Annotated in this window: 13 protein-coding genes and 2 pseudogenes; 8 read left to right on the top strand and 7 right to left on the bottom strand. The window is 61.7% G+C overall.

The features are described from left to right. The first annotated feature begins 14 nt into the window (after positions 1-14). The 4 genes from zwf to H4I99_RS00125 all read left to right on the top strand — a co-directional run bounded on the left by zwf (position 15) and on the right by H4I99_RS00125 (position 5,417). A complete protein-coding gene (gene zwf, locus H4I99_RS00140; protein WP_163903499.1) occupies positions 15-1,487 on the top strand; it encodes a glucose-6-phosphate dehydrogenase in 1,473 nt (490 codons plus the stop codon). A 10-nt stretch (positions 1,488-1,497) separates the two neighbouring features. Then, entirely contained in the window at positions 1,498-2,196 is a 699-nt protein-coding gene (gene pgl / locus H4I99_RS00135; RefSeq protein WP_163903497.1) for a 6-phosphogluconolactonase, read from the top strand. Positions 2,197-2,423: 227 nt separating this feature from the next. Further along, positions 2,424-4,241, top strand: a complete 1,818-nt coding sequence (gene edd, locus H4I99_RS00130) for a phosphogluconate dehydratase (protein WP_163903495.1) — start codon at positions 2,424-2,426, stop codon at positions 4,239-4,241. A gap of 315 nt (positions 4,242-4,556) precedes the next feature. Then, positions 4,557-5,417, top strand: a complete 861-nt coding sequence (locus tag H4I99_RS00125; RefSeq protein ID WP_163903492.1) for a hypothetical protein — start codon at positions 4,557-4,559, stop codon at positions 5,415-5,417. Positions 5,418-5,665: 248 nt separating this feature from the next. Here H4I99_RS00125 and H4I99_RS00120 read toward each other — a convergent pair whose 3' ends face one another. Both H4I99_RS00120 and H4I99_RS00115 read right to left on the bottom strand, forming a co-directional pair. Continuing rightward, a complete protein-coding gene (locus H4I99_RS00120; protein ID WP_099056690.1) occupies positions 5,666-6,670 on the bottom strand; it encodes an inorganic phosphate transporter in 1,005 nt (334 codons plus the stop codon). Further along, complete coding sequence (locus H4I99_RS00115; protein WP_163903490.1) at positions 6,670-7,314, bottom strand: DUF47 domain-containing protein; 645 nt, start codon at positions 7,312-7,314, stop codon at positions 6,670-6,672. The genes H4I99_RS00120 and H4I99_RS00115 overlap by 1 nt, the downstream gene beginning before the upstream one ends. Before the next feature lie 200 nt (positions 7,315-7,514). Between H4I99_RS00115 and H4I99_RS00110 the strand changes: the two genes are divergently transcribed. Beyond that, positions 7,515-7,994 carry an NUDIX hydrolase gene (locus H4I99_RS00110; RefSeq protein WP_425314353.1) on the top strand — a complete coding sequence of 160 codons (480 nt, stop codon included), beginning with the start codon at positions 7,515-7,517 and terminating at the stop codon, positions 7,992-7,994. Between the two features lie 87 nt (positions 7,995-8,081). On the opposite strand, the gene H4I99_RS00105 is transcribed toward H4I99_RS00110, so the two are convergent. Together H4I99_RS00105 and H4I99_RS00100 are read right to left on the bottom strand one after the other, a co-directional pair. Further along, positions 8,082-8,477 (bottom strand): DoxX family protein, encoded by a 396-nt coding sequence (locus H4I99_RS00105; RefSeq protein ID WP_099059875.1) that lies wholly within the window; start codon positions 8,475-8,477, stop codon positions 8,082-8,084. A gap of 175 nt (positions 8,478-8,652) precedes the next feature. After that, positions 8,653-9,861 (bottom strand): MFS transporter, encoded by a 1,209-nt coding sequence (locus tag H4I99_RS00100; protein ID WP_163903484.1) that lies wholly within the window; start codon positions 9,859-9,861, stop codon positions 8,653-8,655. A 180-nt stretch (positions 9,862-10,041) separates the two neighbouring features. On the opposite strand from H4I99_RS00100, the gene H4I99_RS00095 reads away from it, so the two are divergent. Next, positions 10,042-11,037, top strand: coding sequence for an AraC family transcriptional regulator (locus H4I99_RS00095; RefSeq protein ID WP_163903482.1), 996 nt, complete (start codon positions 10,042-10,044; stop codon positions 11,035-11,037). A gap of 217 nt (positions 11,038-11,254) precedes the next feature. Beyond that, positions 11,255-13,042, top strand: a complete 1,788-nt coding sequence (locus tag H4I99_RS00090; protein WP_163903480.1) for a methyl-accepting chemotaxis protein — start codon at positions 11,255-11,257, stop codon at positions 13,040-13,042. Between the two features lie 116 nt (positions 13,043-13,158). Here H4I99_RS00090 and H4I99_RS24395 read toward each other — a convergent pair. The 3 genes and pseudogenes from H4I99_RS24395 to H4I99_RS00075 all read right to left on the bottom strand — a co-directional run. Further along, positions 13,159-13,404: pseudogene (locus tag H4I99_RS24395) on the bottom strand (GNAT family N-acetyltransferase); the annotation flags it as partial. 442 nt (positions 13,405-13,846) lie between these two features. After that, positions 13,847-14,470 (bottom strand): TetR/AcrR family transcriptional regulator, encoded by a 624-nt coding sequence (locus tag H4I99_RS00080; protein ID WP_163903478.1) that lies wholly within the window; start codon positions 14,468-14,470, stop codon positions 13,847-13,849. Between the two features lie 2 nt (positions 14,471-14,472). Further along, a complete protein-coding gene (locus H4I99_RS00075) occupies positions 14,473-14,937 on the bottom strand; it encodes a nuclear transport factor 2 family protein (protein WP_163903476.1) in 465 nt (154 codons plus the stop codon). A gap of 292 nt (positions 14,938-15,229) precedes the next feature. Here H4I99_RS00075 and H4I99_RS24795 point away from each other — a divergent pair. Further along, positions 15,230-15,525 (top strand): annotated as a pseudogene (locus H4I99_RS24795) (transposase); the annotation flags it as partial. Positions 15,526-15,822: the final 297 nt, after the last annotated feature.

Here is a 15,822-nt window from a genome sequence, read left to right as displayed (position 1 = left end):
AAAGAGAAGCCCACATGAGCAGCCAGATCATTCCCGTGGAACCCTTCGACTACGTCGTCTTCGGCGGCACCGGTGACCTTGCCGAACGCAAGCTCCTGCCGGCGTTGTATCACCGGCAGCTTGCCGGCCAGTTGAGCGAGCCGACGCGCATTATCGGCGCATCGCGCACGCCGATGACAGACGAAGAGTACCGCAAATTCGCGCAGAATGCGCTGAAGGAACATCTGAAGCCCGAGGAATACGACGAAGCGTCGGTCGCCAATTTCTGCGCCCGCATTTTCTACGTCCCCGTCGATGCCAAGTCGAATGACGGCTGGGATAAGCTGAAAGCGCTGCTCGACAGCGGGAAGGAACTTGTCCGGGCCTTCTATCTGGCCGTTTCTCCCGCGATCTTCGGCGATATCGCCGACAAGATCCGCGATTTCAAGCTCATCACCAAATCGACGCGCATCGTCGTGGAAAAGCCGATCGGTCGCGATCTCGCATCCGCTGAAGCGCTGAACGACACCATCGGCCGGGTGTTCAAGGAAGAGCAGATCTTCCGCATCGACCACTATCTCGGCAAGGAGACGGTGCAGAACCTGATGGCGCTGCGCTTTGCCAACGCGCTCTACGAACCGCTGTGGAACTCAGCCCATATCGACCACGTGCAGATCACTGTGGCCGAATCCGTCGGGCTCGAGGGACGCGTGACCTATTACGACAAGGCCGGTGCGCTGCGAGACATGGTGCAGAACCATATGCTGCAGCTTCTCTGCCTTGTGGCGATGGAAGCGCCGCACTCGATGGATGCGGAAGCCGTTCGCGACGAGAAGCTGAAGGTCCTGCGCTCGCTGAAGCCGATCACCTCGGCTAACGTGGAAAAATTCACCGTGCGCGGCCAGTACAAGGCCGGCGCTTCCGCTGGCGGCCCGGTCAAGGGCTATACAGAAGAGCTGGAAGCGGCTTCCGACACGGAAACCTTCGTCGCCATCAAGACGGAAATCGACAATTGGCGCTGGGCGGGCGTGCCCTTCTACCTACGCACCGGCAAGCGTCTGGCGACCCGCGTTTCGGAAATCGTCATCGCGTTCAAGCCGATCCCCCACTCCATCTTCGATGACGCCGCCGGGCGTATCGAGGCCAACAAACTCGTCATCCGCCTGCAGCCGGATGAAGGCGTCAAGCAGTGGCTGATGATTAAGGACCCCGGTCCGGGTGGCATGCGTCTTCGCCATGTCTCGCTCGACATGAGCTTCGCCCAGGCCTTCGACGCGCGCAACGCCGATGCCTACGAGCGCCTGCTGATGGACGTCATCCGCTCCAACCAGACGCTGTTCATGCGCCGCGACGAGGTCGAGGCCGCGTGGAAGTGGGTCGATCCGATCCTCAAGGGATGGGAAGACATCGGCCAGCGCGCCCAGGGCTACACCGCCGGAACCTGGGGCCCGAGCCAGGCGATCGCTCTCATCGAGCGTGACGGCCGGACATGGCACGAGAATGACTAGGAACGGGCAGATGGCATATCGCATGCACGCTTTCGAAAGCCGTCCGGCGCTGGCCGAGGGGTTGGCGAACCGGGTGGTCAAGGCGCTCGACGCGGCGATCGAACTCAAGGGCTCTGCCACCATCGCCGTATCCGGGGGCTCCACGCCCAAGGCTTTCTTCGAGGTCCTGTCCAACAAGCTGGTTGAATGGGACAAGGTGACGATCACTCTCGTCGACGAACGTTTCGTGCCGGCAGACAATGCGCGTTCCAATCATCTGCTGCTCTCCACCCACCTGCTGAAGGGTCCGGCGGCGGCGGCGCGCGTCCTGCCTCTCTACCATGAAGCCGCCTCCATCGAGGATGCGGCAGCGGTCGCAACCGATGAGGCAAACGCGCTCGGCGCACCCTTCGATGCCGTGATCCTCGGCATGGGCAATGACGGTCACACCGCCTCCTTCTTCCCCGGCGGGGATCATCTGGCCGAGGCGCTCGACCTTGCGCTGCCACGCCGGGTCATGACCATGGAAGCCGAAGGTGCCGGCGAACCCCGCCTCACCTTCTCCTTCTCCGCTCTTCACGATGCCCGCTTCCTCGCGCTTCATATCGAGGGAGCGGAAAAGAAGGCCGTGCTGGACAAGGCCCTTGCCGGCAGCGACGAAAACGAGATGCCGATCCGTGCCGTCCTTGGCCGGTCGGCAACGAAACCCGATATCTACTGGGCTCCCTGACGCGTCAGGATAGCCTGGGGCGTTTCCGCTTTTCTCCGAATCGCGAAAACCCTCTACCTCTTTGTTTTACGCATTTCCGTACGCAAAACCGCGACACACTTTTGCTGGAAATGCTCCAATGCCGTCCGTAAGCGGACGTTGACCAATCTGACCCGGCGTGCCGGGCCTTGCGTGGCTGAAAGCGCCCGATTGAGCGCCGCCGCGCGTCACGACAGGAGGATTGTCCGATGAGTGCCGACAACCGTATAGAAGCCATTACCCGCCGCATCGTCGAGCGTTCGAAGCCGACCCGCGAGGCCTATCTCGACCGCGTGCGCAGCCAGATCTCCAAGGGCGTGCATCGCTCGGTTCTGTCCTGCGGCAACCTCGCCCATGGTTTCGCCGTCTGTTCCCCCGGGGACAAGGCCGCCCTGTCAGGCGATCAGGTTCCCAACCTCGGCATGATCACCGCCTATAACGACATGCTTTCGGCTCATCAGCCGTTCGAGACCTACCCTGCCCTGATCCGCAAGGCGGCCCATGAGGCCGGCGGCGTGGCGCAGGTCGCGGGCGGCGTGCCGGCCATGTGCGACGGCGTCACCCAGGGGCAGCCGGGCATGGAACTCTCGCTCTTCTCGCGCGACGTGATCGCCATGGCGGCCGGCATCGGCCTGTCGCACAACATGTTCGACGCTGCCGTCTTCCTCGGCGTCTGCGACAAGATCGTGCCCGGCCTCGTGATCGCGGCGCTGACCTTCGGCCACCTGCCCTCCATCTTCATTCCCGCGGGACCGATGACATCAGGCCTTCCGAACGACGAGAAGTCGCGCATCCGCCAGCTTTATGCGGAAGGCAAGGTCGGCCGTGCCGAACTCTTGGAAGCGGAATCGAAATCCTACCACGGCCCCGGCACCTGCACCTTCTACGGCACCGCGAACTCCAACCAGATGCTGATGGAGATCATGGGCTTCCATATGCCCGGCTCCTCCTTCATCAACCCCAACACGCCGCTGCGCGACGCGCTCACCCGCGAGGCCGCCAAGCGTGCGCTGGCGATCACCGCGCTCGGCAATGAGTTCACGCCCGCAGGCGAAATGATCGACGAACGCTCGATCGTCAACGGCGTGGTCGGCCTGCACGCCACCGGCGGCTCGACCAACCACACACTCCATCTCGTCGCCATGGCCCGCGCCGCCGGCATCCAGCTCACCTGGCAGGACATTTCCGACCTGTCGGACATCATCCCGCTGCTTGCCCGCGTCTATCCAAACGGCCTTGCCGACGTGAACCACTTCCATGCCGCCGGCGGCATGGGCTTCCTGATCAAGCAGCTGCTCAAGGCCGGTTACCTGCATGACGATGTGCGCACCGTCTTCGGTCAGGGCCTTGCCGCCTACACCATCGATCCGAAGCTCGGTGAGGATGGCAACGTGGTTCGCCAGCCATCGCCGGAGGAAAGCGCCGATCCGAAGGTGCTCGCCCGCATCGAAGCCCCGTTCCAGCCGAATGGCGGTCTGAAGATGCTGACCGGCAATCTCGGCAAGGCGGTCATCAAGATCTCGGCCGTCAAGCCGGAACGCCATGTCGTCGAGGCCCCGGCCATCGTTTTCCATGACCAGCAGGAGCTGCAGGACGCCTTCAAGGCCGGCAAGCTCGACCGCGATTTCATCGCCGTCGTGCGCTTCCAGGGTCCGAAGTCGAACGGCATGCCGGAACTGCATCGCCTAACACCGCCGCTCGGCGTGTTGCAGGACCGCGGCTACAAGGTGGCATTGCTCACCGACGGCCGCATGTCCGGCGCGTCCGGCAAGGTGCCTGCGGCTATCCATGTCACACCTGAGGCCGTCGATGGCGGCGCCATCGCGAAGATCAAGGATGGCGATATCGTCCGTCTCGATGCCATCGCCGGCACGCTGGAAGTGCTTGTCGATGCTGCCGAGTTCGCGGCACGCACACCGGCGGCGCCTGATCTCTCCCACAATGAATTCGGTCTCGGACGCGAACTTTTCGCCCCGCTCCGCCGCGTTGCCGGCGCTGCCGACATGGGCGCCAGCGTTCTCTACTGATCGTCCTGATCCTCTCAAGGATTGCACTCATGATGCCCCGGAAACGAGATATCGCTTCCGGGGTTCATTGTATCTGCATCCCACGATAGAGCGCGACATTCATCATCTATCGGACGCGGTGTTCGCTAAGTCCGCGTTTAGCATTCCTCAACCCTGCCGATACTGCAACGGCATTTCTCTCAAATTCTAGGCATTCAGAGCCGGGAAAATTGACATCTCCCCACCATGCTGTCGGCACCACCCGCCCAGCGGTGCCCGGCTCCAATCTTCTCTGCCGGGTGCTTCATCCAACAGTTGCCGCAGACGAGTAGAGCCATGCAAACCGCCCCAGTCCAGCAGTCCCACTATTACAAATCCGCCATCGCAGAAGTTCACGGCGACGAGATCGCCTTCCTGCTCGGCGGCAATCTGCATCGCGAGCCGCGGCAGAAGTGGCAGGGCAAGGTGCCGGCGGAGCTCGGCGCTCTCATCGAGGTGGAAGCATCCGCCGATGGCAATATCCTTGCGATTCACCCGATTGGCGGCGCCGTACAGGTGCAGAAGGCAGACGACAGCGTGCGTTATCCCGCCTACGAGGAAAAGACGGTGATGGTGAATGGCAAGCCCGTTCGCTGCATCCGCCGCACGGGCTATGTCGCGTCCTCGAACCGCACCCAGCACACCAACATCCATACCAGCTACGACCATGACGGCCGCGGCCACGTGCAATCGACCCAGTGGCAAACGAGCGACCTGCGCCTGCGTTTCGCCGACGGTCAGGAAGATCACTTCAATCTCTCCTTCCTTGCCACCGTCAATCCCGGCGACTTCGTCAGCGTCGTCAGCTTCTATCACGAGAAGAAGGACGTCGGTTATACCATCGCCGCGCAGAACCACACGATCGGCAAGTACTTCTCGACCAAACTCGACGGCGGAATGATGGCAAGGCTCGGCATTTCCCGGTTCATTGCCACACTCGTTTCGGGATGGACGCCTGTAACCCTGATCCTCTTTATTCTCTACCAGTTCACCAGCGCCTGGGGCTTTTCCATCGGCGGCCTTATCGGCGCAGCCATTCTGGGCGGCCTTCTCTGGGGCGGAAGCCTGATCGTTCTCGGCACCGCCTACATGATCTTCTTCGGACGCGGCATCAATCGCCGCGTGGACGATATCCTCGCCGACTTCTCGCCCTGGTGAGATTGCTGACAAACAGCCATTGGGTTGTCTTTTGTGTGACGACAGTGCCATATCCACTGTCGTCATTCCGGCCTTGAGCCGGAATCCAGCGCGATCAAGACCTTGATCGCAAAAGACTCTTTTGCGCGATAGACATCGCGCAGCTGGATGCCGGAACACCTCCGGCATGACGGAAAAGGATGCGTCGGCGATCAATACGGGACCTTGCCAGTAACCCGGAACGCGCCTTTCCTGTCATACGGGTTCGTTCAGCCGAAGGCCGAACAAACGATATAGGTCACCCAGGAAATGGCGGCCGCAGCCGGAAGCGTCACCACCCAGGCGATCACGATGTTGCCGGCGATGCCCCAGCGTACCGCCGAGACACGACGGGCGGCCCCAACGCCGACGATGGCGCCGGTGATGGTGTGGGTAGTCGAAACCGGAATGCCGAGCCAGGTCGCTCCGAAAAGCGTCAGCGCGCCGCCCGTCTCCGCACAGAAGCCCTGCATCGGATTGAGCCGGGTGATCTTCGAACCCATGGTATGGACAATGCGCCAGCCGCCAAAGAGCGTGCCGAGCGCCATGGCCGTCTGGCAGGAAATCACCACCCAGAAGGGCACATAAAAGGTGTCGCCGAGATAGCCCTGCGAGAACAGAAGCACGGCGATGATGCCCATCGTCTTCTGCGCGTCGTTGCCGCCATGGCCGAGCGAATAGAGCGAGGCCGAGACGAACTGCAGCACGCGGAAGGAACGGTCGACGGCAAAGGGCGTCTGGCGCACGCATATCCATGCGACGATCAGCACCAGCAGCAATGCCAGAAAGAAGCCGATCATCGGGGACAGGAAGATCGCGGCCACCGTCTTGGCGAGACCGTAGAAGACGATCGAGGCGCTGCCAATCTTGGCTATACCGGCCCCGACCATGCCGCCAACGAGCGCGTGAGACGAACTGGACGGAATGCCGAAGACCCAGGTGACGATGTTCCACACGATCGCGCCGACGAGTGCGGCAAAGATCACCTGCGGGCTGACGATCGCGGGATCGATGATCCCGGTTCCGAGCGTTTCCGCCACATGCAACCCGAAGAACATGAAGGCGATAAAATTGAAGAAAGCGGCCCAGCCGACGGCGAACTGGGGGCTGAGCACGCGCGTCGAGACAATCGTGGCGATCGAGTTCGCGGCGTCGTGCAGACCGTTCAGGAAATCGAAGAAGAGCGCCACGCCGACGAGGGCGATCAGGAGAGGCAGGGCAAGCGTGGCATCCATCAGACGTTCTCGATCACGATGCCGCTGATCTCATTGGCGACGTCCTCGAAGCGGTCGACGACCTTTTCCAGCTCGCCATAGATCTCGCTGCCGATCAGGTAGGCCATCGGATCGCTGGAGCCGTAACGCTTGAACAGTTCCTTGAGGCCCTTCTCGTAGAACTCGTCTGAACGGCCCTCGACGCGCATCACCTCCTCGGCGATTTCGCTCAGGCGATGGGCGTTGGCGCCGATCTTGTTGAGCAGCGGAATGGCCTCGGAAATCAGCCGGGCGCATTCCGCGATCATGATGCCGATCTCGCGCATGCCCGGATCGAAGCTCGTCTGCTCGTAGAGCCGGATAGTCTTGACCGTCTTGTGCATCATGTCGATCGTGTCATCCATCGACTGGATCAGATCCTTGATGTCGCCCCGGTCGAAGGGGGTGATGAAGCTGCGGCGCACCGCCAGCAGGACTTCGCGGGTGATATCGTCGGCTTCGTCCTCGAGGTCGATGATTTTCTGGCCGTGCGCTTCGATGTCCCCCTCGCCGGCGAGCAGGTCCTTCAGTGCATTGGCCGCTCCTACCACCGTGCGCGTGTGGCGCTCGAAGAGAATGAAAAATCCGTCTTCGCGGGGAAGAAGCTTCTTGAACAGGCTAATCATGCATTCATATCCAGTCGATCATGTCCCTTTGCATGCCCCTTGGCATATCCCGTGGAGGGACTGTCATAAAACTGTCATAAATGAAAGAAGAGTGCTGCAAAAGCTGGAAATCCAAGATAATCGTGGACTGTCACATTCTACTTTCCACCCCCTTCCAGCCTTCCTCCGAGATCCCGTTGGCCAAGAAAAAGACGTTCCTCATGAAGCTCGCCGATACGGGCGGCACGCTGTTTGCCGCCGACTGGCTGGAGCAATACGCGGCGATCTGCTTTCGTCGCGCCGCTGGAGGAAACGGGTTTGAGGTTCTACTGATCACGACGCGAGGATCGGGCCGGTGGGTCATTCCCAAGGGAAGCCCGATGAAGGGCAAGACTCCTCGGGAGGTTGCAGCTGTCGAGGCCTTCGAGGAAGCCGGCATCAAGGGAAAGGTCGGCAAGAAGCCGCTCGGCCGCTACAGCTATGTCAAGCGGCTGGATAATGGCAAGGATGCTCCCTGCATCGTCGAGGTCTTCACGGTGGAGACGACCTCCATCGCGGAAACCTTCAAGGAACAGGGCCAGCGCCAGTTCCTTTGGGTGCGCCCGACCGAAGCGGGCGGCTACGTCGAGGAGCCGGAACTGCGCGGTCTGTTCGCCAGGCTCGACGCGCGCCTTCGCGAAAACTCGCCGGATATCGCCTGAGCCTCCTCACCGCGCATATCCGGCCGCACATATCTGGTAAAGAGGGCGCGACGTTCCGCACCCTCCGATCATCGGAAGCCCGCCGGATCAGGCCTGTCCGCCGTTACGGCGGGCATCGACGCTGATCGGCCCCGGGCCGGCCGCCACCAGATAGAGGAAGATGAAGCAGAACAGGATGGCTGCCACACCACCATTCTGGGAGGGGAAGAAGTTCTGCGGGAAATGCGCGATGAAATAGGCGAAGGCCATCAGGCCGGACAGGATGAAGGCCGCGGCGCGGCTCATGAAACCGATGAGCAGCAGGAAACCAAGGGTCAGTTCCAGCAGGCCGGCGATCCACGGCATCGACATCACCGGCGGCACGCGCTCGGCCACGGGGAAATGCAGGATTTTCTGTGTTCCGTAGCTGAACAGCACGAGAGCGGAGACGATGCGCAGCAGGCTGAGGAGGTAGGGGCTGGCCTGATTTAGTCTTTGCTTCACGGGGAAGGCTCCTTGGAGGTTGATCTGCGGAGGGGAGGAATTCCGAGATGGGAGAACCCTCCGATAGCGCATCCGGCGTGCCGCTCAACACACGTTAACCCACCGTTTATCACGTTCCGGTGAGACCTCCTGGAGCCGCGAGCTGGTCGCCGCCACTGAAGGCGGCGACGCTCTTTCAGGCCGCAGCCGGCACCGGGCGCAGCTTTACGCCGAGCAAAATGCCGATTGCTGCAACCACCAGCACCAGACTGCTTGCGGTGAAGACGCCGGCCGCGCCGTTTGCGTCGAAGACGATGCCCCCGACCGCGGCCCCCATGGCGATGGCGAACTGGATCGCCGCGACCAGCAACCCGCCGGCGCTTTCCGCCTCATCCGGAACATTGCGCGCGAGCCAGGTGGACCAGGCGACCGGCACGCCGCCGAAGATCAACCCCCAGACGGAGATAATGATCGCATTGATGGCGAATGGCGCGTCGCTGGCAACCAGCACGAAGCCCATGACCGCCAGCAGCAACGGCATCAGTGTCAGGGTGAGGCGCAGGCTGTAAGCGATCATCGGACCCGCCAGCAGCGTGCCGAGAAAATTGGCGAGCCCGAAGCCGAGCAGCACGGACGACACCACCTCGATGCCGGCCGAGGCATCCGTTTCGAGGAACGGCCGCAGGTAGGTGAAGAAGGCAAAGTGTCCGGCAAAGACCAGAGTCGCGGCAGCGATCCCCAGCGCGATGCCCGGTCGGGCGAGAACTTCGCCGAGCGTGCGCAGGCTTGCGGTGCCAGTCGGCTTGAGCTTCGGCAGCGAGATGAACTGCATGACGAGAGCGGCGAGCCCGAGCCCAGCGGTCATGACGAATACCGCGCGCCAGCCAACGAGCGCACCCAGGTAGCTGCCGAGAGGGGCGGCAACGATGGTTGCCGCGGAGACGCCGCTGAAGATCATCGACAGCGCCCGCGGCACCAGAACAGGCGGCACCAGCCGCATGGTCACCGCCGTCGCCATCGCCCAGAAGCCGCCCAGTGCCGCACCAAGCAGCACACGTCCGATCAGAAGCAGCGTCATGCCGGGAGCAAACGCCACCATAAGATTGGAGAGGATCAGTAGGAAGGAGAAGAACATCATCAGATGCCGCCGGTCGATGCTGCGGGCGGCGGGGGTGATGAGCAGGCTGGCGACCATGCCGACCACCGCCGTCGCGGTTACCGCCTGACCGGCCGCCCCTTCGGTGATGTTCAGCTCGGCCGCAATCGGTGTCAAAAGGCTTGCCGGCAGGAACTCGGCCGTCACCAGCGAGAAGACGCCGAGCGCCATGGAAACGACCGCCCCCCAGGCCGGCTTGTCGGCGCCGGTTCCGGCAGCGGCGCCGGATGGATCGAATGTGGGATTCATAGGCTTGTCCTCGAAATGCGCAATTCCGGCGGAAACTCCAGAGGGCTCCGCCTGCCGCGAATTGCAGAAGCAGGAAAGAAAGCATCCCGGCCGTTGGGAGCCGGCCGGGAATGTTCCGGTGAATGGTACGTTCCAAGGTTAGGCTGGACTCGCCGGACGATCCATGTCACAAACTCCGCGATGCTTGATCGAAAGTCCGAAAATTCGGCAATGTCAGCCGGCATGTCCCCAGATCCGGATCTCGTGAGCGAATTGCTCATGGGCATGCGGCTGGTCGGCCTCGACTATCAGCGGATCGAAGCCACCCCACCCTTCGGGCTCTCGTTCGGCGAGGTGGAAGGTCGCGCCCAGTTCCATTTCATCGCCCGCGGTCCGGTTCACCTGCGCACGCCGGGCGGCCTGTTTCACACCATGGACACCGGTTCCGCCGTGCTTCTGCCGCGCGGCGGCAGCCATGCTCTCGTCTCCTCTTCCGAGATCGAGTGCCAGGATGTGCGGGCGCTCGTGCCAAAGCCGATCTGCGCTTCGGTCAGCGCGGTCAATGCCTGCAACGGCGAGACCTGCGCTGAAGACGGACGCGCGCTCATCTTCAGCGGCTGCATGGAATTCGATCTCGGCGGCCTGCATCCGCTTGTTTCGATGATGCCGGAGGTCATGCTGGTCGGCACGCTCTCGGACCGCTATCCGGAGATACTGCCGATGCTGGAGGCGATGGAGCGCGAGGCGAAAACCGCCCGCGCGGGCTTCGCCGGCATTCTCGCGCGCCTTGCCGATGTGGTCGCAGCCTTCATCGTCCGCGCCTGGGTCGAATGCGGCTGTGGCGACGCCACCGGCTGGATCGCGGCCCTGCGGGACCCACGGTTAGGACGGGTGCTCGTCGCCCTTCACAAGGAGCCGGGCCACGACTGGACCGTCGCCGAACTCGCTGACAGGATGGGAGCCTCTCGCTCCGTCTTTGCTGAGCGCTTTCTCGACGTCACCGGCATGACCCCCGTCCGCTACCTCACCGAACTTCGCATGCGGCTCGCATCCCAGTGGATCGCCAAGGACCGCATGCCGATCGAAACGGCAGCGCTTCGCCTCGGCTATGGTTCGCAGGCCGCCTTCAGCCGCGCCTTCAAGCGCGTCATCGGGCATCCGCCGGGGGCCGCCTCGTCGGCAAGGACCGGCGGCTGATCGGTTACAGTCCGCACCAGGGCATCAAGGCGGGACAGGCTTGCGGTATGTCATTAAGATAATACACACCATCATTATATAAGCTCACCCTCATGTGATGTGAGCGGGGGCATCGCCTCCATGGGGCTCCCGACTATGCGTCACTGGCTGGACGCAAGGCGACTGCGGCGCGGCAACTGGTCATCGACAAAGTCGTTCTAGGGGGGAATTGCAATACATGTTCGGAATGACCAATGGCGGGCTGCGCGCCCGCATCGATGCGCTCGAAACGATTTCGGCCAACATCATGCTCGCCGATGCCAAGCTCAACATCGTCTATATGAACGGCGCCGTGCGCGACCTGTTGCGGGATGCGGAAAGCGACCTGAAGAAGGAATTGCCCCGCTTCGAGTTCGCAAAGCTGATCGGCAGTAATATCGACATCTTCCACAAGAACCCCTCCCACCAGCGCAACATGCTGGCCAACCTGCAGAAGCAGCACAAGGCGACCATCTGGGTGGGCGCTCACGCCTTCGATCTCATCGTGACGCCGCTGAAACGCGGCAACAAGCTCGACGGTTTTGCCGTTGAATGGGCCAATGCGAAGGAACGCCTGCAAAACCTCGACTACCAGAACCAGATCGAGGCCATCAGCCGCGTCCAGGCGATCATCGAATTCTCCCCCGATGGCACGGTGATCAGGGCGAACGACAACTTTCTCAAGGCGCTCGGCTATTCGATGGACGAGATCCGGGGCAAACATCACAGCATGTTCGTCGACCCCGACTATGTCCGCAGCCCGGAATACCAGGAATTCTGGGCTGCGCTGCGCAACGGCCAGTTCCAGGCCGACGAATTCCTTCGCATCGGCAAGAACGGCAAGAGGGTCGTGATCAATGCCTCATACAACCCCATCCGCGATACGAAGGGGAATGTCATCAAGGTCGTGAAGTTTGCGATGGATGTCACCGAGCGTGTTCATGCCGTCACCACCATCGGCGACGGCCTCAACAAGCTCGCCTCCGGCAATCTCGCCTTCCGGCTCGATCAGCCCTTCGGCGCCGATTTCGAAAGCCTGCGCAGCAATTTCAATGAAGCGGTATCCGGACTTGCCGAAGCCCTTGGATCGGTCGCGACATCCGCCGGCCAGATCGACGCCGGCTCGCGGGAAATCAGCCAGAGTGCCCAGGATCTTTCAAAACGCACCGAACAGCAGGCGGCATCGCTGGAGGAAACAGCCGCCGCGCTGGACGAAATCACGGTCAATGTCCGAAACGCTTCGGCACGGGCGGACGAAGCCCGTCAGGCTGCGGAAACTGCCAACGCCAGCGCCGTTCATTCAGGCTCGGTTGTCGCTGATGCGGTCAGCGCCATGGCGCGCATCGAACAGTCGTCGAACCAGATTTCCAGCATCATCGGCGTAATCGACGAAATCGCCTTCCAGACCAACCTTCTGGCGCTGAACGCCGGTGTCGAGGCGGCCCGCGCCGGCGAGGCCGGCAAGGGTTTTGCCGTCGTCGCACAGGAAGTGCGTGAGCTTGCCCAACGCTCGGCACAGGCAGCGAAGGAGATCAAGGAACTGATCCGCAACTCCTCCGAGGAGGTGAAGGGCGGCGTGAGGCTCGTCAGTGAGACAGGAGAAGCGCTGCGGACCATTCAGGACAATATTCTCTCGGTCAACCAGCACATGGAAGCGATCGCTACCGCCTCCCGCGAACAGGCGACCGGTCTGTCCGAAGTCAATACGGCCGTCAACCAGATGGACCAGATGACCCAGCAGAACGCCGCCATGGTCGAGGAAAGCACGGCCTCTGGCGTCGCTCTCAGCCAGGAAACCGAACGACTGCGGCAGCTTGTCTCCCGCTTCGACCTCGGCACCTCCTCCGGTCCTGCCGGGGCCGTTCCCACGTATCGTGCGGCATCGTCCACACATGGCGTGGCCCCAGCCCGCCGCGCCGCACCGCGTCCGGTTCCTGCCGTCGCCGGCAATACCGCCCTGAAAGCCGACGACTGGCAGGAGTTCTGAACGATCGCTCGCCTTCCTTCCTCGGCCCCTCATCCCCTGCCGGTGTCCCCGGTTGCGGGGATGAGGAATGGTCGGCAACGGAAAGATCAGAGCTTTATGCCTATCATCCAGGGTTCTCAGCGAACTTTGGAATACAGGAAAGCGTCCCTTGGCTCCTTCGACAAATTTGGAAGGAGGAGGTGCCGCCGAAGCACTGCCTCCTGGACCATTCCAGCCTTTTCCATCACACGGGCCGAGGCCATGTTCATGACGTCACAAGCCGCCTCGGTCCGATAGATCGCAGGATGGGACAGGGCATGCGCGACAGCCCATCGCACCACCTCGCTTGCGACGCCCTGCCCCCAGCGGTCCTTGCGTATGAGCCAACCGTAGGAGACTCTTGATCAGACCGGCCGCGCATCAAATCTCCCGACAAGGTCGCTCGGCACATCTCGCCGACAAATTACCGCCGGAAAAGTGGAGCCAACTTCCCACTCGCGACTGGAGCGTTCTGCAGCTTCCCGCGTTTGGGAAAGGTCTGTATGCGGACACCAGGAGAGATACTTCGTCACGTCCGGGTCAGTCGCCCAACCCGCAAAGATAGCGCCGGCATCCGACGGCAGAATCCGCCTTGCGAGAAAGCGATCCGTGAAGAATTCCTCTGGAAGGCGATACTCCGCATCCATTCTGTGACCCTGGGCGTTCGATCCCGTCTCCCTGCGGACGCATTGCTGAGACGCTGCCGATGGCCTTTGGCCGTTCGTGGAGTGACGAGAATGCCCGAGATCCCGCTACTCCGGCGCTGTGTCGATATCTCCGCTGATCTCAGACAAGCCAACCTTCATTTTGCGGTGAACCGTCGATTGTGCCCTTGTTGTTAGAGGTATCGTTTTCGATCAACAATCGCCCCCGAAGTCGGTCGATAGCCCGTTGAAAAACGGCCGGATCATCCATTGCCCGAGAAAGAACAATTGCTCCTTGAATAGCAAGAACGGCCTCTTCCGCGAGGATGCGCGATTGATCGGCATCACGGCCCTGCCGAATAAGCGCTGACTGCAAGGCGTCCACCCAAGCTACGAAATAACCTCGGATGGCTTGCGCGAAGAGGTCACGCGTATTGGCGACTGCCAAGGCGCCGACGAGGCACACGCGCCTGCCGGACCTGAAATATTGGTCCGTCGAGGCGAGCATTGCACCGATGGCGCCATTAACATCGCTCTCGTTACGCAACGGGGAATATACGGCATCCTCGAACCATTGGCCGATATCGTCGAGAACAGCCCGCACCATCTCTTCCTTTCCGTTCGGGAAGAAGTGGTAGAGGCTGCCCTTGCCGAGGCCGGTAGCCTTGCCGATCAAGGCAAGGCTTGCGCCTTCATAGCCATGTTCGCGGAAAACTTCGGCCAACGGGGCTATGGCGTCGGCTCTTTCAGCGACCATGCGGGCCATGATTAGAGGCCCAGATCGCTGAGGCCGGCGTGACCATCCGGCCGACGGCCAAGAGGCCAGTGGAACAAACGATCGCTTTCAGCAATCGGCATTTCATTGATGCTCGCGTGTCTGTGCGCCATCAGGCCGTCCTCTGCGAATTCCCAGTTCTCGTTGCCATAAGCGCGGTACCAGCGGCCACCATCGTCGCGATATTCATAAGCGTAGCGTACCGCGATGCGGTTACCGGTGAAAGCCCAAAGCTCCTTTATGAGGCGGTATTCGTGCTCCTTGTTCCACTTACGTGTCAGAAATGCCTGAGCTTCTTCGCGATTGCTCGCGAACTCGACGCGGTTCCGCCAGCGAGTGTCGAGCGTATAGGCCAGAGCGACTTTGGCCGCGTCTCGAGAGTTCCAGCCGTCTTCGGCCAGCCGAACCTTTTCGATGGCGGTTTCGCGAGTGAAAGGGGGAAGCGGGGGACGTGACATCTTCAGTTCCTTGTCCAGTTGAGATGATTGTACCGATTGGTAATTACTTTACCGATCGGTACAATCGCGCATGACTATATCGTTGTCAAGTGGCATTTCCGTCTGGCTGTTTGAGATCGCTTTGGAGCGGCGCGTGATAGCCTCGTTGGCGGCGACTGCCGATCAGGCCGGAGCATTCTCACTCTGGTGCGATCACGAGGCAGGCCGTAGGCGTCAGTGTACTGTCTCGAAGACGGAGTTAATCTGACCTGGGTCCTGTTACCCAAGCGGATTCCCAAATCCCGAGAAGGATGTTCTTAGGGTCGGATGCCCCTGGCGCGACATGCATGAGCGTTACGGCGAGTGGAATTCCGTCTATATCCGCTTCCGCCGCTGGGGCCGAACAGTGCGTGTGCGATGCACTCCTTGCAACCCGGTCGAACTGGGGCTGACGGATGACTGGCAGCACATGATCGACAGCACCACGGTTCGCGGCCACTCGCAGGCTGCGGGCGCTAGAGGGGGACTTGTCAGAAGGCTTTTGGTCGATCACGCGGCGGTTTTACGACAAAAATCCACGCCCGCGCGGGCGGTCAAGAACGCCCTCTTTCTTCCCCGTTTTCCCTCCAAATCCCCGCCCCTAGCGTCCGTGCCTACAATCCATCCGTCCCGTCGCGGTTACACCGGCTTGCGTTGCCGGCGAGGCGGGACCGGTGATCCGGGTGTCTGTTCGAAACGCGGAACAGGCTCCGGGGGCTGGATGAGAATGGTCTCCCTCTCGCCTGAAACAGGGCGGGGCGTGCCTGCAGGGCACACATGACTGGACCGGCGACTGGCCGCCAAAACGGCCTTTCGTGGCGTCACGAACGAAAATGTTCGCGAGCGCAACCCTGGAAAGGTGCCGTC

This window comes from Paenirhizobium daejeonense, from assembly GCF_014280875.1.
Taxonomy (GTDB): domain Bacteria; phylum Pseudomonadota; class Alphaproteobacteria; order Rhizobiales; family Rhizobiaceae; genus Allorhizobium; species Allorhizobium daejeonense.
The sequence above is the reverse complement of the archived record's forward strand: the minus strand, read 5'-3'. Positions and strand labels throughout refer to the sequence as shown.

Bases quoted from the DNA above. Each gene is read 5' to 3' on its own strand.
- H4I99_RS00110 (WP_425314353.1), top strand. From the start codon at position 7,515: ATGAAGCTCGCCGATACGGGCGGCACGCTGTTTGCCGCCGACTGGCTG.
- H4I99_RS00080 (WP_163903478.1), bottom strand. From the start codon at position 14,470: ATGGCCCGCATGGTCGCTGAAAGAGCCGACGCCATAGCCCCGTTGGCC.
- zwf (WP_163903499.1), top strand. From the start codon at position 15: ATGAGCAGCCAGATCATTCCCGTGGAACCCTTCGACTACGTCGTCTTC.
- H4I99_RS00125 (WP_163903492.1), top strand. From the start codon at position 4,557: ATGCAAACCGCCCCAGTCCAGCAGTCCCACTATTACAAATCCGCCATC.
- H4I99_RS00120 (WP_099056690.1), bottom strand. From the start codon at position 6,670: ATGGATGCCACGCTTGCCCTGCCTCTCCTGATCGCCCTCGTCGGCGTG.
- H4I99_RS00090 (WP_163903480.1), top strand. From the start codon at position 11,255: ATGTTCGGAATGACCAATGGCGGGCTGCGCGCCCGCATCGATGCGCTC.
- pgl (WP_163903497.1), top strand. From the start codon at position 1,498: ATGGCATATCGCATGCACGCTTTCGAAAGCCGTCCGGCGCTGGCCGAG.
- H4I99_RS00115 (WP_163903490.1), bottom strand. From the start codon at position 7,314: ATGATTAGCCTGTTCAAGAAGCTTCTTCCCCGCGAAGACGGATTTTTC.
- H4I99_RS00075 (WP_163903476.1), bottom strand. From the start codon at position 14,937: ATGTCACGTCCCCCGCTTCCCCCTTTCACTCGCGAAACCGCCATCGAA.
- edd (WP_163903495.1), top strand. From the start codon at position 2,424: ATGAGTGCCGACAACCGTATAGAAGCCATTACCCGCCGCATCGTCGAG.
- H4I99_RS00100 (WP_163903484.1), bottom strand. From the start codon at position 9,861: ATGAATCCCACATTCGATCCATCCGGCGCCGCTGCCGGAACCGGCGCC.
- H4I99_RS00095 (WP_163903482.1), top strand. From the start codon at position 10,042: ATGCTTGATCGAAAGTCCGAAAATTCGGCAATGTCAGCCGGCATGTCC.